This is a genomic window from Streptomyces sp. NPDC048361, from assembly GCF_040651795.1.
Lineage (GTDB): Bacteria > Actinomycetota > Actinomycetes > Streptomycetales > Streptomycetaceae > Streptomyces.
The window spans coordinates 22,769-48,642 of the sequence record NZ_JBEZKW010000058.1 but is presented as its reverse complement, the minus strand read 5'-3'; the positions used below and the strand labels follow the sequence as shown (position 1 = coordinate 48,642).

Here is a 25,874-nt window from a genome sequence, read left to right as displayed (position 1 = left end):
CCACTTCGCTCTGCGGCTCAGTTCTTAGGACGTCTTGGGGGGGGCGTGTTCGGCGGGCGCGGCCCGGGACCTCCCCCCCGGGGGCCCCCGCCTGCCTGCCCCTTCATCAGGGCCCCGTATACGAGCCGCGCGCACACCCCCGCGCAACCCTTCGATCCCCTCCGATCCCGTGCTGGACGCGAACGAACAGGCCCCGGGTCCCGGCTCGTGCGCCTCGCCGGGGCCCGGGGCGCGCCGGGCGGTAGGGGAAGGTCAGCCGATCGGCGGCATGGGCTTCGGTGCCGAGGCCGAGGCCGGGTGCGCGGTCGACGCCGGCTTCGACTGCGCCGTCTCGCTCTTGACCGTGCCGGCGAACTCCTTCAGCGTCTTCGCCGCATCGGCCTTCGCCTCCGCGGCCTCGGCCTTCGCCTCGGCGACATCGGCCGCCGCGTCCTTCATCTCGTCCGCGATCAGCTTGTCGATCTCCTTCTTCAGGTCCGCGAGCCAGGTCTTCTCATCGGCTCCGGGCGCTGTCCCCGGAGCCGGCACGGCCGGCGTCGGAGGGGCGGCGAAGGCGGGTGCGGCAGCCCCCGCGGTCAGGACTCCGCTCAGAACGATCGCGGCAACGGTGACATATCGGCGCATGACGCGCTCCCTCATCAGATGGTCGGCAAGGCACTCCCACTCTTGATCCACTGTTCGCCACCCAGGACTGATGGGCCACTGGGCCTCGCCGAACGAGTGAGGCGTGCATACCGGCCCCGAGGGGACGGCCCCGGACGAGAGACGGGTCCCGCTCCGCGGCGGCGGGTCAGGCCCTGCTGACGCGGCCGGCCACCGCATGGCCGACCAGGAGGTAGACGGCCGCCGGCAGGCCGTAGTTGACCACCGTGCGCCAGGTGTCGGACTTGATGTGGAACATGTCCCGCGACCAGCCCGAGAGCCAGTCGGCTGCGTTGCGCACCCAGGACACGACGTCGTTGGCCGTGTTGGCGTTGACCAGGAAGAAGGCGATCCAGAGAATCAGGATCAGTGCCATGAGGTCCACGATGATGAGGATGCCGGTCGCCGCCGGGTTTCCGCCATAGCGTCTGGCCATGTCCAACTCCTTGTACTGTCAGGCGGGTTGACGTTCGGTCGGGAAGGTCGTGCGGGGCCCCGCCGTACGGGTCGCGCACCGTGCGCGGGTCGTGCGGCGGGGCCCGGCACGCGATGCGTCGGGCGTCGCGCTCACAGGCTGAGCAGGCGCTCCGCGAGTTGGCGGTACTCGCGCAGGGCCATGCGCAGATCCTCGGTGGCCGCCCCGCCCGACGTGTCCTGCCAGGACGCGCGCAGCGCGCCGCGGCGGTGGCCGAGGGTCTCGATGAGGTGCTCGGTGAGTTCGTCGACGGCCGTCGCGGCTTCTTCGACGGCCGCGCGCGGTTCGTCCACGAAACCGCCGACCGCGCGCTGGAGCCTGAGCTGGAGCTTGTCGCGCTCGTCCGGCCGCAGCACGGTCTCGTCCCGCGTCCCGTCACCGGGCAGCGCGTCGGCTCCGCGTACGCCCTGTGCTCCCGCGGCGTCCGGTCCGGACACGGTCTGGCCGCGGGCGGACCGCTCGCGCACGCCCTCGTCGGGGGTGGCGCGCCCGGCCAGGGTCGCGTCGGTGGCGCCGGAGCCGCCCAGGGCGTGGCCCGCCAGGGGCGGCTCGGCCGCCGACCCCTCGGGTACGGCGCGCTCCGGCGCGGTCGTGCCGGCCGTGTCCGGGGCGCCGGCGGTCCGCCGGTCGCCGAGGGACGGCTGGGATACGGGGCGCTCGGTCACGCCCTGCTCGGGGTCCGTCTGCTCGACGGGCGCGCGGCCGGACGCGGAGTTCTGCGCCAGGGGCCGCCCGGACGTCGACCGCTCGGGGGTCGGCCGCTCCGACACGGGCCGCTCGGGGGTCGACCGCTCGGGTATGGGCTGCTCGGCGTGGGTCATGACTGGCTCCCTCGGGCGGTGTCTCGGTGCTTGCTGTCGTCGCGGGACGTGTGCCGGGCCTCTCGCGGCGCGAGGACCCCGGACTTGTGTCCGCGCCGTTCTCCGGCGAGAACGGCGAAGAACTCATGGGCCTGTACGAGGGCCTCGCGCAGCTCTTCCGTGCTGCGGCGGCGCCCGTCGGGGTTCTGGGCCACCCCCTGGATCCTGCGGTAGCCGTCGAGGTGGTCGGGGTGGTGCACCGAGAGCGCGGCCAGCTGTTCCCCGGACGCTCCGTCCGGGAAGCCGCGTTCCTGCGCCAGCCGGCCGAGCAGCGCCTCGGCGTCGGCGACCGCCTGCGCGGGCGAGTCCACGAACTCCTCCTGCACCCGGGCCCATTCGGCGGCGTACCGGCTGCGCTCCTCGGCGGTGGGGGGCTCGACCTTGAGGCCGCCGTAGCGGCGGACGCGCTCGTCGAGGTCCTTCTCCGCGGCCTTGACGTCACCGTGGTGCTGGGCCACGGTCCGTTCGTACTCGGGTCCGAACCGACGGCGCAGCCCGTTGCCCCGGCGCGCGACGAACATGCCGAGGACCACCGCCGCGACAACGATCACCGCGACCGCTATCAGGATGATGACGACACCACTGGACATGGCCTGCCTTCCCGTCAGTGAAACGGCCCCTGCTCCAGGGGCGGTCCCTGTACGAGTGAGCGCGACGCGGCCGAATAAACCCGGTACGGGCCAAGCGAGTTCCGTGTATGGACGGCCAACACCCCTGCGAGGGCGCCCAGGGTGGCCGGCCTCCTCCTGATGCGTGCTCAGGTTGAGCGATCAACCTACGTGCCGGTAACCCATGGTTCCCTCCCACGCCCCTCACCCCAACGGGTCACGCGGCTTTCGCCGGAGCCCGACCACGGAGAGTCTGTTCATAAGCATTCCCCACAAACAGGAGGAAACCGTGCGTATCCGTACCGCACTCGCCGCAACGTTCCTGGCCGCCACCGCCGTGATGGGCGCGGCGGGCGCCGCCGCCGCCGACCCGGTGCCGCCGACCACCGGCGTGGCCCAGAACTCCCCCGGCCTGCTGTCCGGCGATGTCATCCAGGTGCCCATCGGCATTCAGCTCCCCGTGTGCGGCAACACCATCGACATCATCGGGCTGCTCAACCCGGCGTCCAACAACACCTGCAAGAACGACTGACCTCTCGGGTCCTCGTCGCTCCGCCCCGGAACCGCTCTCTGGTTCCGGGGCGCAGTCGCGCGCCGACCGCGCGCCGCACACGTTGACCTCAAGCCATGTTGAGGTCGTACGTTCCTCGCATGAGTATGGAAGCCACCGCGTGGACACAGCTCCACAACGTCATGAACGCGCAGCAGGACAAGCGTCCCCTCAACCGGGCCACCTTGCGCCGCATCGCCGCCTTCGCCCGCCCCCACCGGCGGCGCATCGCCTACTTCCTGGTCGTGAGCGTCGCCACCGCTCTGCTCGCGGTGGCCACTCCGCTGCTGGCCGGGCGGGTCGTCGACGCGATCGTCGGCGGGAAGGAGAGCGGGACCGTCATCCGCCTCGCCCTGTACATCGCCGCGATCGCCGTCGCCGAGGCGGCGCTCGGCATCGTGAGCCGGTGGCTGTCGTCGACACTCGGCGAGGGACTGATCCTCGATCTGCGTACCTCCGTCTTCGACCACGTGCAGCGGATGCCGGTCGCGTTCTTCACCCGGACCCGCACCGGCGCGCTGGTCAGCCGCCTCAACAACGACGTCATCGGCGCTCAACGGGCGTTCAGCAACACGCTGTCCGGCGTGGTCAGCAATCTGGTCACGCTCCTGCTCACGCTCGCGGTGATGCTCGGCATCTCCTGGCAGATCACGCTGCTCGCGCTGGTGCTGCTGCCCGTGTTCGTACTGCCCGCCCGCCGTATGGGCACCCGGATGGCGCGCCTCCAGCGGGAGGCCGCGGAGCACAACGCCGCGATGGGCACCCGGATGACCGAGCGGTTCTCGGCGCCGGGCGCGACCTTGATCAAGCTGTTCGGGCGCCCCGCGGACGAGTCCGCCGAGTTCGCCGCCCGGGCCCGCCGGGTGCGCGACATCGGGGTCCGTACGGCCATGGCGCAGTCCGCGTTCATCACCGCGCTCACCCTCGTCTCGGCCCTCGCACTCGCCCTGGTGTACGGGCTCGGCGGCTACTACGCGCTGCACGGCACCCTCGAAGCGGGCGCGGTCGTCTCGCTGGCCCTGCTCCTGACCCGTCTCTACGCGCCGCTCACGGCGCTGGCGGGGGCACGCGTGGAGGTGATGAGCGCGCTGGTCAGCTTCGAGCGGGTCTTCGAGGTGCTCGACCTCAAGCCGCTCATCGCGGAGAAGCCCGGCGCCCGTGCGGTGCCGCCGGGGCCGGTGTCCGTGGAGTTCCACCAGGTGCGGTTCGGATACCCGTCCGCGGACAAGGTCTCCCTCGCCTCCCTCGAAGAGGTCTCCAGTCTGGACACGCGGGGCGGCACCGAGGTGCTGCACGGCATCTCGTTCAGGGCGGAACCGGGCCAGATGGTGGCCCTGGTCGGATCGTCCGGCGCGGGCAAGTCCACGGTCGCCCAACTGCTGCCGCGGCTGTACGACGCCGACGCGGGCACGGTACGGCTCGGCGGCGTCGACGTACGGGACCTGACCGCCGACTCGATCCGGGACACCATCGGCATGGTCACCCAGGACGGCCACCTCTTCCACGAGTCGGTACGCGCCAACCTGCTGCTCGCGCGGCCGGACGCGACCGAGGAGGACCTCTGGGCCGCGCTGAGCAGGGCCCGCCTGCACGACCTGGTCGCCTCCCTGCCCGACGGGCTCGACACCGTGGTCGGCGAGCGCGGTTACCGGCTCTCCGGCGGTGAGCGCCAGCGCCTGACCATCGCCCGGCTGCTCCTGGCCCGTCAGCGCGTCGTCATCCTCGACGAGGCCACCGCTCACCTCGACAACACGTCCGAGGCGGCCGTACAGGAGGCGCTCGGTGAGGCGCTGGAGGGGCGTACCGCGGTGGTCATCGCCCACCGGCTCTCCACGGTGCGGTCCGCCGATCGCATCCTGGTCGTCGAGGACGGCCGGATCGTGGAACACGGAACCCACGACGAGCTGATCGAACTCGGGGGCCGGTACGAGGAGTTGTACCGCACCCAGTTCGAACGCCCGGGAGGTGCGCCCGCCCTGGGGTGACCGGAGGGCCGTACGGCTGGGGGCGGCGGAAGTTCGCGAGCCCCCTGGCCCCAGGGGGCTCGCCCGCCTCGGCCACCTGGGGCCCGGGCGGGCCTACTCGTCCGGGGAGCCGAGGAGCCGGTCGACGTCGGTGACGGCGCCCAGCGCGCCGCGCAGGGCGCCGATGGACATGGCGTGCAGCTCGGCCCGTGTGCACGGGGCGCTCGTGAGCCATTCCACGCACAGCGCACGCACGAAGACCAGCCAGCTCGTCAGGGCGACCGACACCCTGTCCCTGGCCGCGCCGTCGAGGCCGGTCGCGTCGAGCACACGCCGGCTCAGTTCGGCGAGTTCATCGGTGATGATCGCCTGGATCACCGGGTCGCCCGCGAGCACCCGGTTCGCCGCGAGCACCGTGTTCTTGTTCGCCGCGAAGTAGTCGAAGTGCAGATCGAGTCCGGCGGACAGCTGCTCGAGAAGCGAACCCGCGGGGTCGATGCGGGTGCCGTCGAGCAGCCGACGGGACGCCTGCTGGAAGATCGCGGCGAACAGGGCGCTCTTGTTGGGGAAGTAGCGGTAGAGCAACGCCCGGGAAATGGCGGCCTGCTGGGCGATGTCCTCCATCAACACGTCGTGGTACGGCTTCGCCGCGAACAGACGGGCTCCGACATCGAGCAGCTGTGCACGGCGCTCATCGGGGCTCAGTCTGCGGCGCGTGGTCACGGGGCCAGGTTACTTGACGTGTGTCTACTAGCGAACCTATGGTCGCCTTAGTAGACACATGCCTACTAAGGCGGGAGGACTCCACCATGGCCAGGCTCATCAAGTGGCTTTCCTGGGCGATGGGCGTCGCCGATGTGGCGATCGGTGCCGTGCACCTGATGGTCGGCATGGGCTCGGTACCGGGCGCGGGCTCGCCCGGCCCCACCGTGGACAGCCTCATGCGGTTCTTCGCAGCGATCTTCCTCGGGTACGGCGTGGCGTGGATCTGGGTCGCACGGCAGTCACCCATCCCGTCCAACGCGGTGCGTGTGCTCGCCGGGATCTTCTTCCTGGGCGGTGCCGGCCGGCTGCTCTCCTGGGCCGCCCTGGGCCGGCCCGACTGGTTCCAGCTCGTGCTGATGGGTCTCGAACTCGCCCTGCCGCCGCTCTACTTCTGGCTTGCGTCCGCGGACGAGCGGGACACGGCGGCACGGCTCTGGCAGGCCGAGGAGGCAGCACGCACGGCGGCCCGTTCACCCCACTGAGGGCGACTCACCCCATTGAGGGCTACTCACCCCATTGAGGGCTACTCACCACCCCGAGGGCGACACAAACCCCCGGGGTGACACTCCCCCGCCGCACACTCCACCGCGATACGCCGGATTTCGTACAGGATCGAAAGGAAGCCGGTCACAAGAGAACGGATAAGGGAACGGATCTCGCCGGATCGCGGTCTAGTTCGGTGCGCATCGCGAGGCGGTGCAGCTGTACGGCGCCACGGGGCGCACGTGCACGAGGACCCTTTCCAGAGAGTGTCTTGAACCCATGGGGCTGACCAGTACCACCGCTCTGGCAACGGCCGTGCTCGCCACGGTCCTGCTGTCCCTCCTCGTCGTATGGCAGTGGCCACGGCTTGCGGGGCGGGGCTGGCGGCCGGTGCTGGGACGGGTGGGCCTGATGTGCGCGGTCCAGTTGCTGCTCTTCTCCTCCGTGGGCCTCGCGGCCAACAAGGTGTTCCTCTTCTACGGTTCGTGGGCGGACCTGTTCGGCCAGCAGGACGGTGTGGGGGTCCTCGCCGCGCAAGCGGCGGCGAGCCCGGGGATCAAGGTGGACGGGAAGCAGAAGGTCGACGTGCCGGGCGCCGGGAAGCCGAGCGTCGGCGGCGAGGTTCAACGGGTGTCGGTGCAGGGCGAGCGCTCCAGGATCGCCACACCGGCCTACGTCTACCTGCCGCCGGAGTACTTCCAGAAGGACTACCAGAAGAAGAGCTTTCCGGTCACCGTCGTACTGACCGGCTTCCCGGGCACCGCGGAGAACCTCATCAAGGGGCTGCACTACCCGAAGACGGCATGGACGCTGTCGAAGGAGAAGAAGACGCAGCCGATGATCCTGGTGATGCTGCGGCCCACCGTCGCCCCGCCGCGCAACACGCAGTGCATCGACATCCCGGGCGGCCCCCAGACGGAGACGTTCTTCGCCGACGACCTGCGCAAGGCGGTCTCCGGCACGTACCGCGTCGGGATGAAGCCGCGGAACTGGGGGTTCATCGGTGACTCGACCGGCGGCTACTGCGCCTTGAAGATCGCCCTGCACCACCCGGAGGCGTACGCGGCCGGCGTCGGCCTGTCCGCGGACTACAAGCCGGACGTGGACATGGAGTCGGGCGACCTATTCCACGGGAACAAGCGCGAGGCGAACCGTTCCGACCTCCTGTGGAGCCTCGACCACCTGCCCCAGGGCAACTCGTCCTTCCTGGTCACCACCTCCCACCAGGGAGAGAGCAACTTCCGGGCGACCCAGAAGTTCATCGCCAAGGTCAACAAGCCCGCGCGCGTCTCGTCGATCACGCTCGATTCCGGCGGCCACAACTTCAACACTTGGCTCCGGGAGATCCCGCCGTCCTTGCAGTGGCTCAGCGCCCGCCTCTCCGCCGAGTGAGCCGAGTCCACCGCGTCCACAACGTCAGCCGAGCGAGCGGCACGGGCCGCGATGCCCGGCCCCGAGCGAGCGGGGCCGGCCACCGGGGTGCTCACGCCTTCTTGATCTGCACGCGCTTGATGTTCACCGGCAGCGTCGGGAAGCCGTCACCCGGCCCGTTCTGCTCGTCCTCGCCGCCGGCCGCGATCTTCTGCAGGACGTCGAGCCCGGCCGTGACCGTGCCGAACGGCGTGTAGGCGGGCGACAGTTTGGTGTCCTTCCACACGAAGAAGAACTGGCTGCCGTTGGTGTTGGGGCCGGCGTTGGCCATCGCCACCGTTCCGGCCGGGTAGGTGGCGCCGGTCAGGTTCTCGTCCGGGAAGGAGTAGCCGGGTCCCCCGCTGCCCGTGCCGGTCGGATCGCCGCACTGGAGCACGTACAGCCGCGCGGTGGTGAGCCGGTGGCAGTGCGTGCCGTTGAAGTAGCGCTTCTCGGCCAGGAAGCGGAAGGAGTTGGTGGTGCACGGCGCCTTGTCGGTCAGCGCCTTGAAGGTGACGGCACCCTGGCTGGTGCGCAGCGTCGCCGTGTAGGGCCGGGCCGCCTTGACCGGGTCGAACGACGGAATCCCCTTGTAGTTGTCGGCGGGGACCGCCGGAGCGTAGGCGCAGCCGGCCGTTGGTGCGGGCGCGGTGGCAGCTCCCGCCTGGGTTGCCGTGGCGAGCGGGATCAGAACGACGGCGGCGAGCAACGCACCTTTTCTACGGAGCACTTGACGGCACCTTCCGGAAGCGATGGGCGTGACATGGCCGCATCATTCCTGCCCAACGGCCCGCACGCCATGCCTCCCTTGCGCACCACTCGCGTCCCACGCCACCCGCGCCCCACGCCACCAAGCCTCCCGGCGCCTGCCCACACCACCCTGGTCACATCAACTGCCTTACACACTAAGGAAGTTCTTGGCGCCGGATGGAACGGACCGGCGCGATCCGCTGTCCTACAGGGCGCACATCCCAAAGGGAACGAAAGGGGAACAGCGTGTACGTATCTGGCATGCGCAGGGCCGTCGTCGCGGGCGCCGTCGCAGCACTCGCGGGCTCGGGGCTTCTGCTCGGCGCCGGCGCGGCGTCGGCGGCGACGGCCGACGGCACCCCGGCCGCACAGACGGCAGGCGCCGCGCCGGCGGCCGGGCCCACGGGCCGGATCGTCGCCAACGGCGGCCTCTGGGTCCACCAGGAAGCGAACACCACCTCCAAGCGGATCACCTGGCTGCCGAACGGCACGGTCACCGCGCTCCAGTGCAAGAAGACCGGCCAGGACGTGGACGGCAACAAGCTCTGGTACCGGCTCGGCGCGGGCAAGTCCGGCTGGGTCGCCGCACGCTATGTGCAGAATCTGGCGCCCGTGCCGTACTGCAAGTGAGGTGACTCAAGTGCGCCAACGGCCGTCCGACGGACGGCCGTTGGCGCATTTTTCGTGCATCGGGGCCATTCAGCGCTGCGGTGGCGGCCGCGCTGCGGGGGCCCGGACCGCGCGACGGCCACTTCGGAGTTCTGCCGCGCCGGGGGGCCGCGCCACGACGGCCACCTCGGCGCGACGGCCACCTCGATGTTCCGGGGGCCCGCGCCGCGACGGCCACCTCGGGGTTCCGCGAGATTCTGCGGGGTACGGGCACCGCGGCCGCCGCCCGCTTTTTGTTTCCCTCAAGTTTCCTCCCAGCCCCTGTACATCCGGCTACCCACCAGTAGTGTGTGCCCGCGCGGCGCGCTCGAAGGGCTGCCGTGCCGCCAACTGTCAGTGTCACCAGGGGGATCACACATGCGCGGGATGAGCCGGCGTCAGTTCGTTACCAGGATGTCCGCGGCGGCCGCGGGAGCCGCGCTGTGGACGGCGACGGCGCAGGACCGTGCCATGGCGGCGACCGCCGCGCGAGCCGTACGCATCGGCGGGACCACACTGGAACAAGCCGCGACGCCCGTCGGCACCGGAGCGTACAAACGCCTGGTCGCGGGGCCCGGCTGGCCGCTCGTGGTCCGGGGTGAACTGGCCGGTGCCCTCGCCGGCCGGGACGACCGCCGCACCGGGCTCGCCTCCTTCGTACAGTTCACCGATCTGCACCTGGCGGACACCGAGTCGCCAGTACGGTTCGAGTACCTGGCCCAGTACAACGACAGCGCCCACCGCCCCCAGGAAGCCCTCACGGTGCGCGGCGCGTCCTCGCTGGTCGAGCGGGTCAACGCGGTGCGCCAAGGTCCCTACACCGGGCTGCCGTTCAGCACCGTGATGGCGACCGGCGACAACACCGACAACCACGAACTCATCGAGCTCGACTGGTACTTGACGGTAATGAGCGGCGGCCGGGTCACCCCGAGCAGCGGTGACGCCAACCGGTACGAGGGTGTGCAGAACTCCGGAAGCGCGTCCTACTGGAACCCGGAACTGTCGTTCCAGGACGCCTACAAGGCCAAGGGACTCCCGCAGATCCCCGGCTTCCTCTCGGGCGCGACCCGCGCCTTCGACGCGCCCGGGCTCGACGTGCCCTGGTACACCACCGTCGGCAACCACGACGACAGCATCGAGGGCAGCCTCCCCGACCTCGGCCTGCTCAATGATCTGTACACCGGCGACCGGAAGATCGAAGGCTGTGACGACGCCACCGCGGCGAAGCTCGCCGCCGCCCTGCGCCACGACCCGGCCCAGGCGGTGCTCCTGCTCAGCACGCTGCTCAGCAACGGCGGGGCGATCCGCAAGGTGACCCCGGACGAGCGCCGACGACCGTTCACCCCGGCCGAGTTCGCGAAGGCGCACCTGGACCCGGGGTACGCCGGTGCCGGGCCGGTCGGGCACGGCTTCACCTCGGACGCGGCGCACAGCGGCCACCTGTACTACACCTTCCCGCTGGCGGACGGTGTGCTCGGCATCAGTCTGGACACCACCAACAGGGCGGGATTCGCGGACGGTTCGCTCGGCACCGCCCAGCTCAACTGGCTCGAATCGGTCCTGAAGTCGCACAGCGGTCACTGGTACGACAGCGACGGGCATGTGGTGCGCGGCGGTTCGAGCGACTCACTCATCGTGCTGTTCAGCCACCACACGAGCACCACCATGGGCAACCTCCTGCCCGACCCGTACCACCCCTTCGAGGGTCGTCACGACGGCAACGCGCTCGTCTCGCTGCTTCAGCGCTATCCGAACGTGGTGGCCTGGGTGAACGGCCACACACACGAGAACCGGATCACCCCGCACAGCCACGTGGTTCCCGAGCGCGCCTTCTGGGAGATCAACACCGCGTCGCACGTGGACTTTCCGCAGCACGCCCGGATCATCGAGATCGCGGACAACGGCGACGGCACGCTCTCTCTGTTCACCACGCTCATCGAGTCGGCCGCGCCCTACACGACGGACTTCGGCGACACCTCCGACCGGGGACTCGCCGCCCTGTACCGCGAGTTGTCGTACAACGACCCCTATGGCACGCCGGCCGCGAGGCTCGGCTCCTCCATCGACCACAACACCGAGCTGCTCCTGGCCCACCCGGCCAAGTAGGCACACCCCACCTCCGCACCACCACGCCACCGCTCGATCGGCCCCGGCCCGGGGATCGACCGAGCGGTGTGTCGTTCGCGGGCCCTGCGGGCCGCGGCTCATGCGGTTGGGCGACCGCGTGAGCGACCGGGTGCGCGACCCGACCGACCGGACGAGCCGGCGTCGGTGGCCTGTCGGGGGCTGTCGGCCCGGTGTCGGTGGCGCGGGACATCGTGGAGGGGTCAGGCCGGGTACCGCCCGGCTGTCGGTTGGTGAAGGGGATTCCCCATGCATGACGTGGTGATCGTGGGTGCCGGCCCGGTAGGTCTGCTCCTCGCCTGCGAGCTCGGCCTCGCGGGCTGTTCCGTCCTGGTACTTGAGCGCGATACCGAAGCCCGCACCCCATTCAAGGACATGCCGCTCGGCCTGCGCGGCCTCTCGGCCGCTTCGGTCGAGGCGTTCCACCGGCGGGGCATGCTCGACCAGCTGGTGACCGCATCGGCCGACGCCGTCGGCGCCGGGCCCGGCGGCAGCCCCTCCGCGACGTCCGGCGCGGACTCCTCCTCGGGATCCTTCGCACCCCAGGGGCGGCCCACACGTGGCGGAAGCCATTTCGCCGGCATGATGCTCGACCCGGCGCACATCGACGTCACCGCGTCGCCGTACTGGCTTCCCAGCCCCGCGATGCGGCACATGGCGACCCACCTCGAAGCGGTCGAGACCCTCCTGTCCGAGCAGGCCGCACGGCTCGGCGTGGACATCCGGCGCGGCGTCACGGTCTCCGCCATCGCCCAGGACGGCGAGGGGGTGGTCGCACGGGCCGGTGAGGACGAGTACCCGGCCCGCTGGCTCGTCGGCTGCGACGGCGGTCGCAGTACGGTGCGCGGGCTCGCGGGCTTCTCATTCGTCGGCACGGAACCGCAGTTCACCGGCTACACCATGCACGCCACCGTCGTCGAACCCGAGAAGCTGCAGTTCGGATTCGCTCCCACCCCGACCGGCATGTACCTGCAACTGCCGCGGGGATACCTGGGCATGATGGACTTCGACGGCGGCGCGTTCGACCGTTCGCGGCCGCCCACACGCGACCATCTCCAGGCGGTTCTGCGCCACATATCGGGCACCGACGTGACCCTGGGCGATATCCATCTCGCCTCGAGCTTCACCGATCGGGCCATGCAGGCCACGACCTACCGCAGGGGGCGCGTCCTGCTCGCCGGGGACGCGGCTCACATCCATGCCCCGCTCGGCGGACAGGGGCTCAACCTCGGGATCGGCGACGCCGTGAATCTCGGGTGGAAGCTCGCGGCAACCGTGCACAAGCACGCGCCGGACGGGCTCCTCGACACCTATACGAGCGAGCGCCACCCCATCGGCGCCGCCGTGCTCGACTGGTCGCGCGCCCAGGTGGCGGCCATGCGGCCCGACCCCCACGGCCAGGCGATCCGCAGTGTGATCCGCGACCTCATCGGGACCCGTGACGGAGCGGCCTATGTATCCGAACGGCTGTCCGGGGCATGGATTCGCTACGACCTCGGCGACGAGCACCCGCTCGTCGGCCGCAGCGCCCCCGAGTTCCGCCTGGCGGACGGCACGCGCCTCGGCGACCTGATGCACGACGGACGCGGGATCGTGCTCGATTTCAGCGTCGACGGATGCCTGCGCGATACGGCCAAGGACCGTCGGAGCCGTCTGCGGTACGCGGCCGGTCCGGCGGAGAACGACCTCGGCGTGGGCGCGGTGCTCGTCCGGCCCGACGGCGTGGTCGCGTGGGCCGGCGACCGCACCCCTGACCCGGAGGTGCTCGGACGGGTGGCGGACCGGTGGTTCGGCGGCCCGGAGCACTGAAAGCGCCGCCCACACCGACTCGTCGACGCCCGCGCCGCCGGCGCTGCCGTGCCGGCGCCCGCGGCGGGCGTCCAGAATGAGCCTGTACAGGGGCTCCGACCGCTGCGAAGGTGAGACGTAACGGGCGGCGGGGTTCACTGTCACGGATGTGTACGGGGATCGGACAGCCAGGCCGTCCGAACCCCCTGGACACCCCACATACCCCACATACCCCACATGCTCCCGGTGGGCAGATCGATCCGGCAGGGCAACCGCGGGAGTTCTTGGCTGCTGCGCCGCCACCGGGAAGGCGCCCGGCGAGTGGGACGGCGTGCTCCCTGGTACTCCCCCCATCAGGAAGCGCCACCCACTCGTCGGGTCGCTCCCCGGCCCGGATCTCCGTGCGAGGTTCGGAAATTCCGAACCCCTCATGCTGGGGGCTGCACGATGGTGTGGAAGGGGCCGCCGCGCGAGCCTTGTTCCATGACTTCTTCGCTCTTGCGCAGGGTGTCCCTGCTCTCCCTGCCCACCGCCGCGCTCGCCATCGCGGCATGCCTGACGTGCACGGGCCCCGCCGGGACGGGCCCCGCCGTGACAGGCTTCGCCGCCGTGGGGTCCACCGCCCCGCCGACCGGGGTGCGGATGTCGCTGCCCGCGCCGACGGGCCCGTATCCGGTCGGTACGACCTCGCTGCGGCTCACCGATCGCGGCCGCCACGACCCGTGGGTGACTTCACGCCCGTACCGGGAGCTGATGGTGAGCGTCCGCTATCCCGCACGGGATGTCGCCGGGCATCCCCCGGCTCCGCAGATGCTGCGGGGTGAGGCCGCCGGGTTCGACGCGCTGAACGGTCTTACGGACATACCGAAGGGCCGGGTCGACTGGGCGGCCACGTTGAGCCACGCGCATACACAGGCTCCGATCGCGCGGCGCGGCCCCCGCGGCTTCCCCGTGGTCCTGTATTCGCCGGGCGCCGCGGACCCCCGCTCTCTCGGCACCACGCTGTGCGACGACTTGGCGTCGCGGGGATTTGTGGTGGTGATGATCGACCACACCTTTGACGCCGCGGCGGTGGAGTTTCCGGGCGGGCGCGTGGAGAAGTCGGTGCTGCCTCAGGAGTTCGACAAAGCGACCAAGGCCGGGCAGGAGCAGGTCACGGCGTTGCTCAAGAAGACCATGTCGGTGCGGGTGGCGGACACCCGTCTTGTACTGGACCAGTTGGGGCGGCTGCCGGGTCAGCTGCGGGGCGCGCTCGACCTGGGCTCGGTGGGGATGTTCGGGCAGTCCGCAGGCGGGTTCACGGCCGCGCAGACCATGCACGACGACACCCGGCTCAAGGCCGCGGCCGACCTGGACGGCGTCCTGGGCTACACCCAACGCGACGACGACCCGGCGAACCCGTCGTCCGTCGGGACGGACGGCGTCGACCGGCCCCTGTTGCTGATGGGCAAGGAAGGGGACAACCATCACACGGTCGCGTCCTGGGGCGCGGCGTGGCGGCACAGTGATGGACGGTTGCAGGATCTGACCCTCACCGGCGCCGAGCACGCGAGCTTCACCGACCTCCAGTCGGAAATACCGCAACTGGCGGGCCCGTTGGGCCTTTCCGGGCGGTCCGTCGCCGCCACCATAGGCACCGTCGAGCCGGCGCGTTCGGTGGCCGCGCAGGAGGCGTACGTGACGGCCTTCTTCGACCGGTGGCTGCGGGGCGGAGACGGCCACCTGCTGGACGGTCCGTCCGGCCGCTACCCGGAGATGCGGTTCGTACGGTAGCGCCGGGCAGCGGCGAGCAGGGTCGTAGTGAAACTCGCGTGCACCCGGGCGGCCCGGGAGTTACCGTGGACGGCATGAAGGTCATGATCTGTATCGGCACCTCGACCGCGCGAGCGACCAGCTCGCCGGTTGCCGCCGCCTGACCTCACTTACTCCCCCGGCGACCGGAAACGGCCCGCCGGTGGATCGTCGGACTCTCGTTCCGGGTTCTTGTTCGCATCCCGCGCCGCGGTCCATTTCCGGCTGCCCCGCAGCGAAGGAATCCGCAGCCATGAACACCGAATACGTCATCCGCACCTTCGACGAGTACTTCCAGGACCGGGGCCACCGGCGTATCACAGGGTCGACGCTGCTGCCGCCGCCCGGTGACTCCGTACTGTTCACGACGGCCGGCATGCATCCGCTCACCCCCTATCTGGAAGGCCGCCCCCATCCGCTCGGCCGGCGTCTGGTCAATGTGCAGCGCTGTCTTCGCACCACCGATCTGGACGAGGTCGGCGACTCCAGCCACTTGACGGTCTTCGAGATGCTCGGCACCTGGTCGCTCGGGGACTACGACGGCTCACAGAGCATCAGCTGGGGATACGACCTGCTCGTCCACGGGCTCGGCGTGGATCCGGGCCTGCTGTACGCCACGGTGTTCGGCGGTGACGAGCAGTGCGACCCCGATACCGACTCACTGCGCACCTGGCAGGAGTGCGGGGTGCCGGTCGAACTGACCACGCAGGAGAACTGGTGGTCCAACGGGCCGACCGGTCCGTGCGGGCCCGACACGGAGATCTTCGTCTGGACGGGAGACGGCCCACCGCAGTCGACCCCGACCGGCGACGAGCGATGGGTGGAGGTGTGGAACCACGTGCTGATGCGTTACCGCCGGGACGACGACGGAACGCTCAGCCTCCTGCCCCAGCCGAACGTCGACACGGGGCTCGGCCTGGAGCGGCTCGTCGCCGTCCTCCAGGGCAAGAACTCGGTCTTCGAGACCGATCTGTTCGAGCCGTGGATGCGTACGGTGCCGTCACTCTGGCCGCTGGAGGAACGGTCACTGCGTGTGGTCTGCGACCATTTGCGGTCGGGCATCGTCGTGATCGGCGACGGCGTCCTGCCGTCCAACACCGGGCGCGGATACGTCCTGCGGCGGCTGGTCCGGCGGGTGCTCACCACGCTGTGGCGGGACGATCCGTCCCGCACGCTCGATGATCTGCCCGAGGAACTGTTCCAGCACACCCTGGACCACTTCGGGCAGAACGGACCGAGCGGCCGGGTGCGCGAGGTGATCCTGGGTGAGGAGCGGCGCTTCACCCGGCTCCTCGAACGCGGACGCCGCGTCCTGTCCCAGCCTCGCTTCTCCACTCAGCTCGACGAGGAGGACTACAGCTACCTGCACGACACCCACGGGCTGCCCCGCGACCTCGTACTCGGCCTGCGCGGAGGCGCCCTGGGCTGAATCCGGCACCGGGGGACGGGCCCACGCTGTTCGTGCGCCAGATCGGCCCGGCCCACGCTGTTCGTGCGCCAGATCGGCCGGGCCCACGGCGCCGAGGCCTCGCCCCCGTCGGGACGCCCCCCGTCGGGACGACCCCCCGCCGGAACGGGCCGCCCGGTGGCCGGGACCTTAGACTCGGCGCATGGCAAAGTACTTCGACGTCCATCCCGAGAACCCGCAGCGGCGCACCATCGGCAGCGTGGCGGACAGCATCCGCTCCGGCGCGCTCGTCGCCTACCCGACCGACTCCTGCTATGCGTTGGGCTGCCAGCTGGGCAGCCGGGACGGCATCAGCCGGATCCGCTCCATCCGCGCGCTGGACGACCGCCACCACTTCACCCTGGTGTGCCAGAACTTTGCCCAGCTGGGTCAGTTCGTGCAGATCGACAATGACGTGTTCCGCGCAATCAAAGCGGCCACGCCCGGCAGTTACACCTTCATCCTGCCGGCGACGAGGGAGGTGCCACGACAGTTGCTGCACCCGAAGAAGAAGACGGTCGGTGTGCGGATCCCCGACCACGCCGTCGCCCAGGCCCTCCTCGCCGAGCTCGGCGAACCTCTGCTCTCCAGCACCCTGCTGCTGCCCGACGAGGAGGAGCCGATGACGCAGGGCTGGGAGATCAAGGAACGCCTCGATCACGTGGTGGACGCCGTGCTGGACTCCGGAGACTGCGGCACCGAACCGACGACCGTCCTCGACTTCTCCAGTGGCGAGCTGGAGATCGTACGCCGGGGTGCGGGGGACATCTCGCGCTTCGAGTAGCCATCCGCGCCCCTGCGCTCGTACCTCCTGCGCCCGCAGCCCCGGCACCCTTGGCCCGGCGCGCGCAGCACCTGCGTCCACAGCCCCTGCTCGTACCTCTGCCGCCCGCAGCCCCGGCACCCTTGGCCCCTGCGCTCGTGTGCCCGTGCGTCGACGGAGGTGGGGTGCGTCAGTCGCGGCGCGGGCCGATGACGGCGCTCCCGTCGTGCACGGTGATCGCCTGGGCGGGGCAGGCGTCGGCGACGTCCAGGACCCGTTCGTCCGGCTCGATTCCGTCGGACAGTACCCGTGCATGCTCGCCGTCCAGCGCGAAGACGTCGGGGGCGGCTCCGGCGCACATGCCCGAGGCCATGCAGAGCTCCGGATCCACACGTACGGTCCAGGTCATGGCGCTCACCACGCGACCGGCATGACGCGCGGGCCCCGGACCAGCATCTCGGACTTCCAGGTCACGTCGCCGGCCAGCTTCAGGCCGGGGAAGCGGGTGATGAGCGCGCTCAGCGCCTCCTGGAGTTCCAGCCGCGCCAGCGGGGCGCCCAGGCAGTGGTGAACGCCATGGCCGAAACCGAGATGCTGGTTGCCGTCGCGCGTGATGTCGAGGACGCCGGGGGCGGTGAAGCGCAGCGCGTCGCGGTTGGCGGCTCCGGTCGCCACCAGGACCGGCGTACCGGCCCGCACCAGGGTGCCGCCCACTTCGACGTCCTCGGTGGCGTAGCGCGGCTGGCTCGCTCCACTGCCCAGGGGGACGAAGCGCAACAGCTCTTCCACCGCGTTGGCGACCAGGTCGGGCCTGGCCCGCAGTTGTGCCAGCTGGTCGGGGTGGTCCATCAGGGTGAGGGTGAAGTTGGGGATCTGGGAGGCGGTGGTCTCGTGCCCCGCCACCAGGACCGCCACGCACAGGTCGACGAGTTCCAGCTCGGAGAGGCGGTCACCGCCGTCGCGGGCCTCGATGAGCGCGGTCATCAGATCGTCCTGCGGCTCCTGCCGGTGCCGGGCGATCAACTCGCCCATGTAGGCGCGCAGTTCCTCACGGTTCGCCTCGAACTCGGCGGCGGTCAGAGAACTGGTGGACAGGGCCGCGTCGCTCCACACCCGAAAGCGCGGCCGGTCCTCGGCGGGCACGCCCAGCAGCCGGCAGATCACGGCCACGGGCAGCGGCAGCGCATAGGTGTCCACGAGGTCGGCGGGGGGTCCCGCCGCTTCGAGGTCGTCGAGCAGGCTCGCGGTCAGCTCGCGTACCTGCGGGCGGAGCTTCTCGGCCTGGCGGACGGTGAACGCCCTTGCCACCAAGGAACGCAGCCGGGTGTGATCGGGCGGATCCATGCCGAGGATCCCGCTGTTGGTACGCCCTTCGGACTGCCGGGGCTCGTCGTGCGCGGCTCCTTCGGCCCGGCTGAAACGCTGGTCGCCGAGGACGAGCCGGGCATCCGCGTACCGGGTGACGAGCCACGCGGACTCGCCGTACGGCATCTGCACCCGTAACAGACCGGGCTGTTCGCGTACGCGCTCGTAGGCGTCGGCGAGTTGGAGCCCGTCGGAGGTGTTGAAGGGGTAGGCGAGGGGTGTGGTGTCGGCTGTCGTCACTGCGGCCTCCCGAATGTAAGCAGCTGCTTACAACCGTAGGGCCGCCCCGGGAGGCGGTCAACGGGGCTTTGTGGCCGTTATCCTGACGGGCCGCCTGAGAGGACCGTCGCCATGGATCAAGCCCCTGATGCGCCCGCCGGTGAGCGCCGCCGCGACGCCGGAGCCACCCGTCGGCGGCTGCTCGACGCCGCCCGCGACCTGTTCGCGGAGCGCGGCTATGAAGGGACGACGGTCCGCGACATCGCGGAACGGGCCGGGGCCAACCAGGCGTTGCTGTTCCGGTACTTCGGCTCCAAGCAGGGCCTGCTCACGGAAGTCGTCGCCCAGGGAGGCCTGGAACAGCTGCGTGCCACTCCACCCGAGGAACTCTTCGAGACGGCGCTGCGTTCGATGCTGACCAGCAGCGCGGCAGGGACCGGGGACCGCTCCCTGGAGGTCTATCTACGCTCGATAGGGCGCGGCGACGAGGCGACCGGGACGCTGCGGGAGCTGGGCGAGCAGTACCAGAGCGCTCTCGCCGCGCTCTCCGGGGCCAAGGACGGGGCCCTGCGCGCGGATCTGGCCATGGCGTGGCTGCTCGGTATCGGCCTCATGCGCACGGTCGTCGCGCGCGAGCCGCTGGCAAGCGCGGATCCGGACACCGTCTGCCGGCTCGTGGTCGACACTCTCGACCATCTGTGGGCTGCGGCCCCCGAGAGCGATCCCCGTTGACGCGCCAGCTGTCAACTCGCGGTGCCAGGCGGAAGGGTTGTTGCTCCAGCGGACAACTCGCGCTACCGGAAGAGCGAGAGAGTTGATGCTTCAGTAGCCAACTCCTGCTGTTGGGACGGGAGTCGTCATGGCGCACGCCGCTCGGGGGCGTACGACACCGGTCCGGGCCCGGGCCGGCTGACGCGGGCCCGGGCCGGGGTCTGCCCGCAGGGACGGGGCATGCCCGTAGGGACGGTCGCGCTATTCGGTGACGCGGACTGCTCCCGATGGACAGAGGTTGCCGGCCTGGCGGGCGGCGGCCTGCTGTGCCGGGTCGGGATCAGGCGTGACCACATCGACGAGGCCGTCGTCGTCCTGGTCGAAGATGCCGGGCGCGGTCAGCGCGCACAGTCCGGCTCCGACGCAGACGTCCCGGTCCGCTGAGACCCGCATGGGCCCTCCTTTCCTCTCGGTCACCAGGTGACCGGGAGCTCGTTGACGCCCTGGATCGTCGTGCCGGGGCGCAGCGTCAACTGTTCCACGGGGACGGCAAGGCGCAGGGTCGGAATGCGGTCGAACAACGCGGTGAGGATGACCTCGAGTTCGAGGCGGGCCAGGTTCTGGCCCAGGCACTGGTGCACCCCGTACCCGAAGGAGAGGTGGTGGCGGGCCGAGCGGTGCACGTCGAGGCTGTCCGGATCGGCGAACACCGAACCGTCGCGATTGGCAATGGAGTTGGTGACGATCACTCCTTCGCCGGCACGGATGAGCTGTCCGTCGATCTCGATGTCGGCGGTGGCGATGCGGCCGCCCGCGATGTCCGCGATGGCCAGGACGCGCAGCAGTTCCTCGACCGCGCCCGGCACCAGGGACGGGTCGGCGCGCAGGGCGGCGTGCTGGTCGGGGTGTTCGAGCAGGGTGATGACGCTGAGCGAGGTCATCGAGGCCGTGGTCTCGTGGCCTGCGACGAGCAGCAGCAGGGCGGTGGAAATCAGCTCCTCGCGGTCGATCTCGCCGTCCGCCAGCTGATGGGTGACCAGTTTGTGCAGCAGCCCGGGGCCGGGTTCGGACTGCATCTTGGTGATCAGGCCGTCCAGGTAGTGCTCGAAGTCGTTCCGGGCGGCGATGGCACCGGCGGCGTCCACGGCCTGCACAAGGCGCCTGCTGGCGTCCTGGAAGAACTCGTGGTCGGCGTAGGGGACGCCGAGCAGATGGCAGATCACCATGGAGGGTACGGGCAGTGCGAACTGGCTGACCAGGTCGGCGGTGGGCCCGGCGGCGAGCATGTCGTCGATGAAGCCGTGCACGATGCGTTCGACGTCCGGGCGCATCCCCTTGATGCGCTTCACGGTGAACTCGCTGATCATCATGCGGCGGCGGGACCCGTGCTCGGGGGGATCCATGCCGATGAACGCGGGGCGTCCCTGCCGGAACGCCTTGAAGCGCAGGGAGGTGGCGGGGAAGGCGGCGTGCAGGCGGTCGGAGGACAGCCGGGGGTCGGCGAGTAACGTGCGCGCCGCCTCATGCTTGGTCACCACCCAGGCGCGTCGGCCGTCATAGAGCGTCACGGGGCGCAGCGCATCCGGCTCGTCGCGCAACTCACGGTAGGTGTGCGGCAGTTGGTAGGGGCACGTGCGGTCCGCCGGGAAGGCCGGGGCCCCCTCCGGCGCGTGGATGGTGGTGGCTTTCTCTGTCATCTCGGTCATCGAAACCCTCGAAACCTCAGACGTTAAAGAACGGACTGTTCTCTAACTCGGAGGCTAGGCTGTCCCCCCGGAAGAACGCAACGGCCCCTATGCGACAGACACGGGAGGCAGGGGTGCCCAACAGTGCCGAACCGGCCACCGCACCACCCCTTGACCACCGCAAAGGCCCGCGCCGTCGTGGCGAGGAGCTGGAAAGCGCCATTCTGCTGGCGACTTTGGACGAGCTCACCGAGGTGGGCTACGCCTCCCTGACCATGGAACGGGTGGCCGCCCGGGCCCGGACGGGCAAGGCGGCCGTCTACCGCCGGTGGCCGAGCCGTGCCCAACTGGTCGTTGACGCGTGCAAGTTGGGCAAGGTCTCCGAGGTCGATCTCCCCGACACCGGCGAGTTGCGCGGCGATGTACTGGTCCTGCTGCGGCAGATGGCGGCCAAGATGGCCAGTCCATTCGGCGACCTCATGCGAGGGCTCCTCGCCGAGATGACCCGCGATCCCGAGCTGGCCGAGCTGATCCGGCAACGGATTCACACCGTACGGCCCGCCACGGTCCAGATCGTTCTCGAACGAGCCGTCCGACGGGGGGAGTTGGAGGCGTGGGTTCTGACCTCGCGCCGGGCCACGGTCGCGACCGACCTGCTGCGCAACCAGTTTCTGCTGTTCGGCGCGCCCCTGGAGGACGACTTCATCACCGACATCGTCGACGATGTGTACCTGCCGCTGCTCCTCACCCCGCCCCCTTGCCGGCGCCCGCACACGTCCCCGTCGGGGGATCCCGCCTAGGGTTCGTCGCTATGGATCGGCCCGGCCGTAGGGTGGCACGCCTCCTGTACGAAGCCGGGGCGATCCGAACGGCAGGCCTCGGGCGCGTTGGGCGCGTTGGGCGCGTTGGGCGGGCGTCGACCTTCGCCGGCGCGAAGACCGACGCCCCTTTCCCGCTACTTCAGGCGAGCGAGGATCTTGTTCATCTGCTCGATCTCGGCGTTCTGCGCGGCGATGACGTTACCGGCGAGACGCTTGGCGTCCGGGTTGTCGCCGTTCTTCTGCTCGTCCTTGGCCATGGCTACCGCGCCCTGGTGGTGGCTGATCATCAGCCGTGAGAACGCCCGGTCGAAGTCCTTGCCCTTCGCTGAGGTCAGGTCGCGCATGTCCTGATCGGACATCATGCCGGGCATGGCGGACGGGCCGCCCGAACCGTGGTTCATCCCCGGCATGTCCCCCATCGAGGACGAGGGCGAGGCCGACGACGAGGCGGGGGACGACGGCAGCGGCTTGCCCCACGACGTCAGCCAGCCCTTCATCGTGCCGATCTCGGGGTCCTGGGCCTTCTCGATCGCGGTGGCCAGGTTCTTGACCTCGGAGTCGGCCGCACGCCCTTCGGCGAGCCGCGCCATCTGCAGGGCCTGCTGGTGATGCGGAATCATCTGCTGGGCGAACGCGACATCCGCGTCGTTGAACGGACCGGCGGAGTGCGCGGCGCCCGAGGACGACGTCGTGGCCGGGCCGTGGTGCATACCGGGCGTCGCGGAGTCGCCGGAATCGGACCCGCCGGAGGACCCGCAGGCCGTCAGCGCCAGCGCGAGAGCGGCGACGACGCCGAGCGCCGCGAGGGCGCGGCGACGGCCAAGGCCGCTGGAGGCCGTGGTGTGGGTGCGGGTAGCGGTGGGGGTGTGGGTGTGGGTGTGGGTGTGGGTAGCGAACATCGCGAAGTTCTTTCCAGGTGGGCGCGCCACTGCTGGGGCGCGGAAACGGACGGTGCGAGGACCAGACCGAGCAAGGCCGGGCCGGTCAGGACCAGACCGCTCAGTGCCGGACCGCTCAGTGCCGGACCGGCCCGGGGCCGGCCGGGGCAGGGCCGGCCGGGGCAGGGCCGGCCGGGGCAGGGCCTGGTCAGCACCTGTCACGTCCGCGCGACGCACACCTGGAGAAGCAGACTTCTGCCGCCGCGCGGCGGTCCGCGCCTGGCCGCCCGAAACGCGGCCCGGGGTCCGGCGAGTTGCCGTACCACCAGGACGACCAGACCGAAGAGGGCGAGCAGACCCGCCGCGGACAACGGCCACCGCTCACGGGCCGGGGTGGACACACACAGTTCACCGGCCGCCCCCGTGGCGGCGGGTGCGACCTGGTGTCCGGGGCGCTCGGCCGACACGGCGGACATGGCCGTGTCCTCGACCATGGACGCGTGCCCCATGGCCGGGGGCAGTGCGGTCACGGGAGCCGGCATGGCCATCTCTCCATGGCAGCCGGCCGCAGCGCTCGCGGGTGCTCCGTGCATGGAGAACAGCCCGAACAGGACAGCGCACAGCACGGCCAGCCGGATCAACTCCGCCCTGCCCGTGCGCCTGCGGTCCACTGCTCCCCCCGGTCCTCTCTCGTACCGTCTCCCGTGCTTCGACGTCCGCCACGCGCCGGACGCCCTTCGCGCCTCAAGCACCGTCCGCGCCGGACGCCCTCAGCGCCTAGAACGCTTTCCGCCCTCCGGACGCCTTCCGTGCGCCGGCAGTCTTCCGCGCTCCGGCCCGACGATACCCCCACCGGGTTTACACCCCGGGGACCCCCGCCCCGGCGTGGCCCCTCGGACGACCGGCCCGGGCGGGGCTCGCCGTACCGCCGCAAGGTCGGTGTCCGCAGCCGAAGTAACCAGGTCAGTGGTGGAATTTGGGCCGGCTCGTCACGGCGGTGAGCTATGTTTTGAGCACACATGGCATGAGAAGGAGGCCCGCCGGTGTCATCGGGGCAGCAGGTACGCGCCCAGTCGGCTGCGATCACGCCGAGCGGGCAGCACGCGAACCATGAGCGCGTCCCGGCGGACCGGGTCCGCGCTCTGTTCGACGGCCGCCGCCTCTCCCCCGGCCAGCGGCGCATCGCCCAGTACCTCATCGACCACCTCACCGACGCGGCCTTCCTCTCGATCACCGAACTCGCGGAACGGGTGGGTGTGAGCCAGCCGTCCGTCACGCGTTTCGCCGCCTCCCTCGGCTACAGCGGCTACCCGGCCCTGCGCGAGGCGCTGCAGCCGATCGCCTTGAGTGCCCTTGCCGGCACACCCGAGGGCCGCGAGGAGAGCCTCCACAACGAGCTCCAGGCCGCGGTGGACGCGGAGATCGAGAACCTGGAGAACGTACGCCGTCTGGTCGCCGACACCACCACGGTCCTGGAGATCGGCCGTGAGCTGGCCCGCTCAGTGCCGCTGACCGTCCTCGGCCTGCGGATCTCGGTGTCCCTCGCCGAATACTTCGCGTACGCGGCCCGGCGCATCCACCCCGATGTGCGGGTGGTGACGCGCGGCGGCAGCGTCGCCTACGACGCGCTGCTGCAGGCCCGGTCGGCGGGCGGGACCTGGGTGCTGGCCTTCGCCATGCCCCGGCACGCCAAGGAGACGGTGGCGGCGCTGCGTGCCGCCCGCAGCGCGGGTCTGCGCATCGCCCTGGTCACGGACACCACGCTGGGCCCACTCGTCGAGGAGGCCGATGTGGCGCTGACCGCGGGCACCGGCTCCCGCCTGGTGTTCGACTCGTACGCGGCGCCGGGCGTTCTCGCCGCGGCCATTCTGCAGGCGATGGCGGACGCCGATCCCGAACGGACACAGGCGCGGCTCGAAGAGTACGAGCAGGCCGCCGACAAACACGGTTTCTTTCTCTAGCAGGGCCGTCAGCCTTCCGATTCTTCCCTCAGGGCGCGATTCGCCCCCTCAGTCCGCAGGATCTTCACACCCTGAGGGCGCATGAATTTTTTCATACCCTTGTTTACTCAACGGTATATATGTTTACTGAGCCGTGGCGGCCATCGATCCCCCCACGCCAAGGAAGAGCGACCCCCAGTCCCTCTGAGAACGAACATCTCGCGTGACGCCCCCCTCCTCACGTCGCGCCGGATGTCCGATCCAGGCAGTCGGATCCGATGGCCCGCCCGTGGCGGCCCCGGCTAACCCCTGAGCCGGGGTCGCCCATCACCTCTCGATCAGAGTCGGCACCCATCGGAAGCGACGATCATGCTGCCTACGGCCCCCACCACCACGCTGAGCCCGGACTGGCCCTGCCAGGTAAAGCCGCCCGGTAGCCGTGACTGGGAACGCACCGCCACCCGCTGGCTGCGCGACCTGCTGCCGGCCCGCTACGCCGGTTACTCCCCCCTCGTACGCCACCATGTGCTGCTCGCCCGGCACGCCCAGATCCAGGTGCAGCACGAGATACGCGCGGTGCGCGTGGCGCTCCAGACCAGCCGCGCCGAGCTGCCCACGCTGGGCGTGGCCCCGGCCGTCATCGAGAACACCATCAGGATGTACGCGATGGAGCTGGAGCAACTGGGTCGTCTGGCCCGGGGCGTCCGGCTCGTCATGGACGCCCTCGTGGACGACGGAGCCCCGCCCCGCAGGTCGCCCGCGCAGCGAAGGTGACGGCCTTGGAGGCGACGGTGGGCGGGCGTCGCCCGGCCCCGACCCCCGTTCGCCCGGCCCGATCCCTGTTCACCGGGACCCGACCTCGCCGGGACCCGACCCCCGTTCGCCCGGGCCCCGTTGACGCCCTGCCCACACCCGACATGCGATCTACAGGGCCGCGTGCAAGCGTGGAGGTGGTTCCATCCCGACGTGCCCATCAGGGGGCGACCACCATGAGCAAGAAGCAGACCCGCCAGAACCGGGGAGCGCGCACCGGCGGCCACGAGCGCAGCGCCACCGCCGAGAGCAACGAGCAGCCGAAGGCCTCCGGCACGCAGGAGCGCGCGCACCCGGTGCCCGAGGTCTCGCACAAGCACCCGCGGAAGTTCGGCCACAACTAGACAACCGGCCACAGCTGGACAAGTAGACAA

At 70.6% G+C, this 25,874-nt stretch carries 27 protein-coding genes; 15 read left to right on the top strand and 12 right to left on the bottom strand.

Going from position 1 to position 25,874, the window contains the following annotated elements; all coding sequences use genetic code 11:
• Window positions 1–252: 252 nt before the first annotated feature.
• The 4 genes from AB0D31_RS27620 to AB0D31_RS27605 all read right to left on the bottom strand — a co-directional run bounded on the left by AB0D31_RS27620 (window position 253) and on the right by AB0D31_RS27605 (window position 2,567).
• Entirely contained in the window at window positions 253–624 is a 372-nt protein-coding gene (locus AB0D31_RS27620; RefSeq protein WP_362728054.1) for a hypothetical protein, read from the bottom strand.
• Window positions 625–790: 166 nt separating this feature from the next.
• On the bottom strand, window positions 791–1,078 hold the full coding sequence (locus tag AB0D31_RS27615) for a hypothetical protein (protein ID WP_362728052.1): 288 nt from the start codon (window positions 1,076–1,078) through the stop codon (window positions 791–793).
• Between the two features lie 131 nt (window positions 1,079–1,209).
• Window positions 1,210–1,938 carry a hypothetical protein gene (locus tag AB0D31_RS27610; RefSeq protein WP_362728050.1) on the bottom strand — a complete coding sequence of 243 codons (729 nt, stop codon included), beginning with the start codon at window positions 1,936–1,938 and terminating at the stop codon, window positions 1,210–1,212.
• Complete coding sequence (locus tag AB0D31_RS27605; RefSeq protein WP_362728048.1) at window positions 1,935–2,567, bottom strand: hypothetical protein; 633 nt, start codon at window positions 2,565–2,567, stop codon at window positions 1,935–1,937. The genes AB0D31_RS27610 and AB0D31_RS27605 overlap by 4 nt, the downstream gene beginning before the upstream one ends.
• A 358-nt stretch (window positions 2,568–2,925) precedes the next feature.
• On the opposite strand from AB0D31_RS27605, the gene AB0D31_RS27600 reads away from it, so the two are divergent.
• Window positions 2,926–3,117 (top strand): chaplin, encoded by a 192-nt coding sequence (locus tag AB0D31_RS27600; protein ID WP_362728056.1) that lies wholly within the window; start codon window positions 2,926–2,928, stop codon window positions 3,115–3,117.
• Between the two features lie 119 nt (window positions 3,118–3,236).
• The gene (locus tag AB0D31_RS27595) at window positions 3,237–5,120 is read left to right on the top strand and encodes an ABC transporter ATP-binding protein (RefSeq protein ID WP_362728046.1); all 1,884 of its coding nucleotides are present in this window, start codon (window positions 3,237–3,239) and stop codon (window positions 5,118–5,120) included.
• Between the two features lie 93 nt (window positions 5,121–5,213).
• Here the strand turns inward: AB0D31_RS27595 and AB0D31_RS27590 are convergent, their stop codons facing one another.
• The gene (locus AB0D31_RS27590; RefSeq protein WP_362728044.1) at window positions 5,214–5,822 is read right to left on the bottom strand and encodes a TetR/AcrR family transcriptional regulator; all 609 of its coding nucleotides are present in this window, start codon (window positions 5,820–5,822) and stop codon (window positions 5,214–5,216) included.
• Window positions 5,823–5,908: 86 nt separating this feature from the next.
• On the opposite strand from AB0D31_RS27590, the gene AB0D31_RS27585 reads away from it, so the two are divergent.
• Entirely contained in the window at window positions 5,909–6,346 is a 438-nt protein-coding gene (locus tag AB0D31_RS27585) for a DUF4345 domain-containing protein (RefSeq protein WP_362728042.1), read from the top strand.
• A 280-nt stretch (window positions 6,347–6,626) separates the two neighbouring features.
• Complete coding sequence (locus AB0D31_RS27580; RefSeq protein WP_362728040.1) at window positions 6,627–7,739, top strand: alpha/beta hydrolase-fold protein; 1,113 nt, start codon at window positions 6,627–6,629, stop codon at window positions 7,737–7,739.
• A gap of 91 nt (window positions 7,740–7,830) precedes the next feature.
• On the opposite strand, the gene AB0D31_RS27575 is transcribed toward AB0D31_RS27580, so the two are convergent.
• Window positions 7,831–8,487: a peptidylprolyl isomerase gene (locus tag AB0D31_RS27575; protein ID WP_362728038.1), complete on the bottom strand. Its 657-nt coding sequence runs from the start codon at window positions 8,485–8,487 to the stop codon at window positions 7,831–7,833.
• Window positions 8,488–8,753: 266 nt separating this feature from the next.
• On the opposite strand from AB0D31_RS27575, the gene AB0D31_RS27570 reads away from it, so the two are divergent.
• From AB0D31_RS27570 to AB0D31_RS27545, 6 genes are all read left to right on the top strand, one after another.
• The gene (locus AB0D31_RS27570) at window positions 8,754–9,137 is read left to right on the top strand and encodes an SH3 domain-containing protein (RefSeq protein ID WP_362728036.1); all 384 of its coding nucleotides are present in this window, start codon (window positions 8,754–8,756) and stop codon (window positions 9,135–9,137) included.
• Between the two features lie 432 nt (window positions 9,138–9,569).
• Window positions 9,570–11,261 carry a TIGR03767 family metallophosphoesterase gene (locus tag AB0D31_RS27565; protein WP_362728034.1) on the top strand — a complete coding sequence of 564 codons (1,692 nt, stop codon included), beginning with the start codon at window positions 9,570–9,572 and terminating at the stop codon, window positions 11,259–11,261.
• Between the two features lie 267 nt (window positions 11,262–11,528).
• Window positions 11,529–13,088 carry an FAD-dependent monooxygenase gene (locus AB0D31_RS27560; protein WP_362728033.1) on the top strand — a complete coding sequence of 520 codons (1,560 nt, stop codon included), beginning with the start codon at window positions 11,529–11,531 and terminating at the stop codon, window positions 13,086–13,088.
• Between the two features lie 462 nt (window positions 13,089–13,550).
• Window positions 13,551–14,840 (top strand): hydrolase, encoded by a 1,290-nt coding sequence (locus AB0D31_RS27555; RefSeq protein ID WP_362728031.1) that lies wholly within the window; start codon window positions 13,551–13,553, stop codon window positions 14,838–14,840.
• A gap of 271 nt (window positions 14,841–15,111) precedes the next feature.
• Entirely contained in the window at window positions 15,112–16,287 is a 1,176-nt protein-coding gene (locus tag AB0D31_RS27550) for an alanine--tRNA ligase-related protein (RefSeq protein ID WP_362728029.1), read from the top strand.
• Window positions 16,288–16,468: 181 nt separating this feature from the next.
• Window positions 16,469–17,089, top strand: a complete 621-nt coding sequence (locus AB0D31_RS27545) for an L-threonylcarbamoyladenylate synthase (protein ID WP_362728027.1) — start codon at window positions 16,469–16,471, stop codon at window positions 17,087–17,089.
• 169 nt (window positions 17,090–17,258) lie between these two features.
• Here the strand turns inward: AB0D31_RS27545 and AB0D31_RS27540 are convergent, their stop codons facing one another.
• Together AB0D31_RS27540 and AB0D31_RS27535 are read right to left on the bottom strand one after the other, a co-directional pair.
• Window positions 17,259–17,477 (bottom strand): ferredoxin, encoded by a 219-nt coding sequence (locus AB0D31_RS27540; protein WP_362728025.1) that lies wholly within the window; start codon window positions 17,475–17,477, stop codon window positions 17,259–17,261.
• A gap of 5 nt (window positions 17,478–17,482) precedes the next feature.
• Window positions 17,483–18,673, bottom strand: coding sequence for a cytochrome P450 (locus AB0D31_RS27535; RefSeq protein ID WP_362728023.1), 1,191 nt, complete (start codon window positions 18,671–18,673; stop codon window positions 17,483–17,485).
• A 111-nt stretch (window positions 18,674–18,784) separates the two neighbouring features.
• Between AB0D31_RS27535 and AB0D31_RS27530 the strand changes: the two genes are divergently transcribed.
• Window positions 18,785–19,384, top strand: a complete 600-nt coding sequence (locus tag AB0D31_RS27530) for a TetR family transcriptional regulator (protein ID WP_362728021.1) — start codon at window positions 18,785–18,787, stop codon at window positions 19,382–19,384.
• 240 nt (window positions 19,385–19,624) lie between these two features.
• Here AB0D31_RS27530 and AB0D31_RS27525 read toward each other — a convergent pair whose 3' ends face one another.
• Together AB0D31_RS27525 and AB0D31_RS27520 are read right to left on the bottom strand one after the other, a co-directional pair.
• Window positions 19,625–19,816, bottom strand: a complete 192-nt coding sequence (locus AB0D31_RS27525; RefSeq protein ID WP_362728019.1) for a (4Fe-4S)-binding protein — start codon at window positions 19,814–19,816, stop codon at window positions 19,625–19,627.
• Window positions 19,817–19,836: 20 nt separating this feature from the next.
• Complete coding sequence (locus AB0D31_RS27520; RefSeq protein WP_362728017.1) at window positions 19,837–21,060, bottom strand: cytochrome P450; 1,224 nt, start codon at window positions 21,058–21,060, stop codon at window positions 19,837–19,839.
• Window positions 21,061–21,182: 122 nt separating this feature from the next.
• On the opposite strand from AB0D31_RS27520, the gene AB0D31_RS27515 reads away from it, so the two are divergent.
• Window positions 21,183–21,848, top strand: a complete 666-nt coding sequence (locus tag AB0D31_RS27515) for a TetR/AcrR family transcriptional regulator (protein ID WP_362728015.1) — start codon at window positions 21,183–21,185, stop codon at window positions 21,846–21,848.
• A gap of 155 nt (window positions 21,849–22,003) precedes the next feature.
• On the opposite strand, the gene AB0D31_RS27510 is transcribed toward AB0D31_RS27515, so the two are convergent.
• Window positions 22,004–22,768, bottom strand: a complete 765-nt coding sequence (locus tag AB0D31_RS27510) for a DUF305 domain-containing protein (protein WP_362728013.1) — start codon at window positions 22,766–22,768, stop codon at window positions 22,004–22,006.
• Window positions 22,769–22,965: 197 nt separating this feature from the next.
• Entirely contained in the window at window positions 22,966–23,418 is a 453-nt protein-coding gene (locus AB0D31_RS27505) for a hypothetical protein (protein WP_362728011.1), read from the bottom strand.
• A 372-nt stretch (window positions 23,419–23,790) separates the two neighbouring features.
• Here AB0D31_RS27505 and AB0D31_RS27500 point away from each other — a divergent pair, with 372 nt between their 5' ends.
• The 3 genes from AB0D31_RS27500 to AB0D31_RS27490 all read left to right on the top strand — a co-directional run bounded on the left by AB0D31_RS27500 (window position 23,791) and on the right by AB0D31_RS27490 (window position 25,844).
• Window positions 23,791–24,708 (top strand): MurR/RpiR family transcriptional regulator, encoded by a 918-nt coding sequence (locus AB0D31_RS27500; RefSeq protein ID WP_362728009.1) that lies wholly within the window; start codon window positions 23,791–23,793, stop codon window positions 24,706–24,708.
• A gap of 348 nt (window positions 24,709–25,056) precedes the next feature.
• Window positions 25,057–25,461 carry a hypothetical protein gene (locus AB0D31_RS27495; RefSeq protein ID WP_362728008.1) on the top strand — a complete coding sequence of 135 codons (405 nt, stop codon included), beginning with the start codon at window positions 25,057–25,059 and terminating at the stop codon, window positions 25,459–25,461.
• Window positions 25,462–25,676: 215 nt separating this feature from the next.
• Window positions 25,677–25,844: a hypothetical protein gene (locus AB0D31_RS27490; protein WP_362728006.1), complete on the top strand. Its 168-nt coding sequence runs from the start codon at window positions 25,677–25,679 to the stop codon at window positions 25,842–25,844.
• Window positions 25,845–25,874 lie beyond the last annotated feature (30 nt).

What these genes read in the sequence shown, in the direction of transcription:
- AB0D31_RS27580 (WP_362728040.1), top strand. Translation starts at nt 6,627, where the DNA reads ATGGGGCTGACCAGTACCACCGCTCTGGCAACGGCCGTGCTCGCCACG.
- AB0D31_RS27615 (WP_362728052.1), bottom strand. Translation starts at nt 1,078, where the DNA reads ATGGCCAGACGCTATGGCGGAAACCCGGCGGCGACCGGCATCCTCATC.
- AB0D31_RS27490 (WP_362728006.1), top strand. Translation starts at nt 25,677, where the DNA reads ATGAGCAAGAAGCAGACCCGCCAGAACCGGGGAGCGCGCACCGGCGGC.
- AB0D31_RS27550 (WP_362728029.1), top strand. Translation starts at nt 15,112, where the DNA reads ATGAACACCGAATACGTCATCCGCACCTTCGACGAGTACTTCCAGGAC.
- AB0D31_RS27540 (WP_362728025.1), bottom strand. Translation starts at nt 17,477, where the DNA reads ATGACCTGGACCGTACGTGTGGATCCGGAGCTCTGCATGGCCTCGGGC.
- AB0D31_RS27565 (WP_362728034.1), top strand. Translation starts at nt 9,570, where the DNA reads ATGTCCGCGGCGGCCGCGGGAGCCGCGCTGTGGACGGCGACGGCGCAG.
- AB0D31_RS27525 (WP_362728019.1), bottom strand. Translation starts at nt 19,816, where the DNA reads ATGCGGGTCTCAGCGGACCGGGACGTCTGCGTCGGAGCCGGACTGTGC.
- AB0D31_RS27595 (WP_362728046.1), top strand. Translation starts at nt 3,237, where the DNA reads ATGAGTATGGAAGCCACCGCGTGGACACAGCTCCACAACGTCATGAAC.
- AB0D31_RS27510 (WP_362728013.1), bottom strand. Translation starts at nt 22,768, where the DNA reads ATGTTCGCTACCCACACCCACACCCACACCCACACCCCCACCGCTACC.
- AB0D31_RS27545 (WP_362728027.1), top strand. Translation starts at nt 16,469, where the DNA reads ATGGCAAAGTACTTCGACGTCCATCCCGAGAACCCGCAGCGGCGCACC.
- AB0D31_RS27555 (WP_362728031.1), top strand. Translation starts at nt 13,551, where the DNA reads ATGACTTCTTCGCTCTTGCGCAGGGTGTCCCTGCTCTCCCTGCCCACC.
- AB0D31_RS27605 (WP_362728048.1), bottom strand. Translation starts at nt 2,567, where the DNA reads ATGTCCAGTGGTGTCGTCATCATCCTGATAGCGGTCGCGGTGATCGTT.
- AB0D31_RS27600 (WP_362728056.1), top strand. Translation starts at nt 2,926, where the DNA reads ATGGGCGCGGCGGGCGCCGCCGCCGCCGACCCGGTGCCGCCGACCACC.
- AB0D31_RS27610 (WP_362728050.1), bottom strand. Translation starts at nt 1,938, where the DNA reads ATGACCCACGCCGAGCAGCCCATACCCGAGCGGTCGACCCCCGAGCGG.
- AB0D31_RS27495 (WP_362728008.1), top strand. Translation starts at nt 25,057, where the DNA reads ATGCTGCCTACGGCCCCCACCACCACGCTGAGCCCGGACTGGCCCTGC.
- AB0D31_RS27520 (WP_362728017.1), bottom strand. Translation starts at nt 21,060, where the DNA reads ATGACAGAGAAAGCCACCACCATCCACGCGCCGGAGGGGGCCCCGGCC.
- AB0D31_RS27560 (WP_362728033.1), top strand. Translation starts at nt 11,529, where the DNA reads ATGCATGACGTGGTGATCGTGGGTGCCGGCCCGGTAGGTCTGCTCCTC.
- AB0D31_RS27585 (WP_362728042.1), top strand. Translation starts at nt 5,909, where the DNA reads ATGGCCAGGCTCATCAAGTGGCTTTCCTGGGCGATGGGCGTCGCCGAT.
- AB0D31_RS27620 (WP_362728054.1), bottom strand. Translation starts at nt 624, where the DNA reads ATGCGCCGATATGTCACCGTTGCCGCGATCGTTCTGAGCGGAGTCCTG.
- AB0D31_RS27530 (WP_362728021.1), top strand. Translation starts at nt 18,785, where the DNA reads ATGGATCAAGCCCCTGATGCGCCCGCCGGTGAGCGCCGCCGCGACGCC.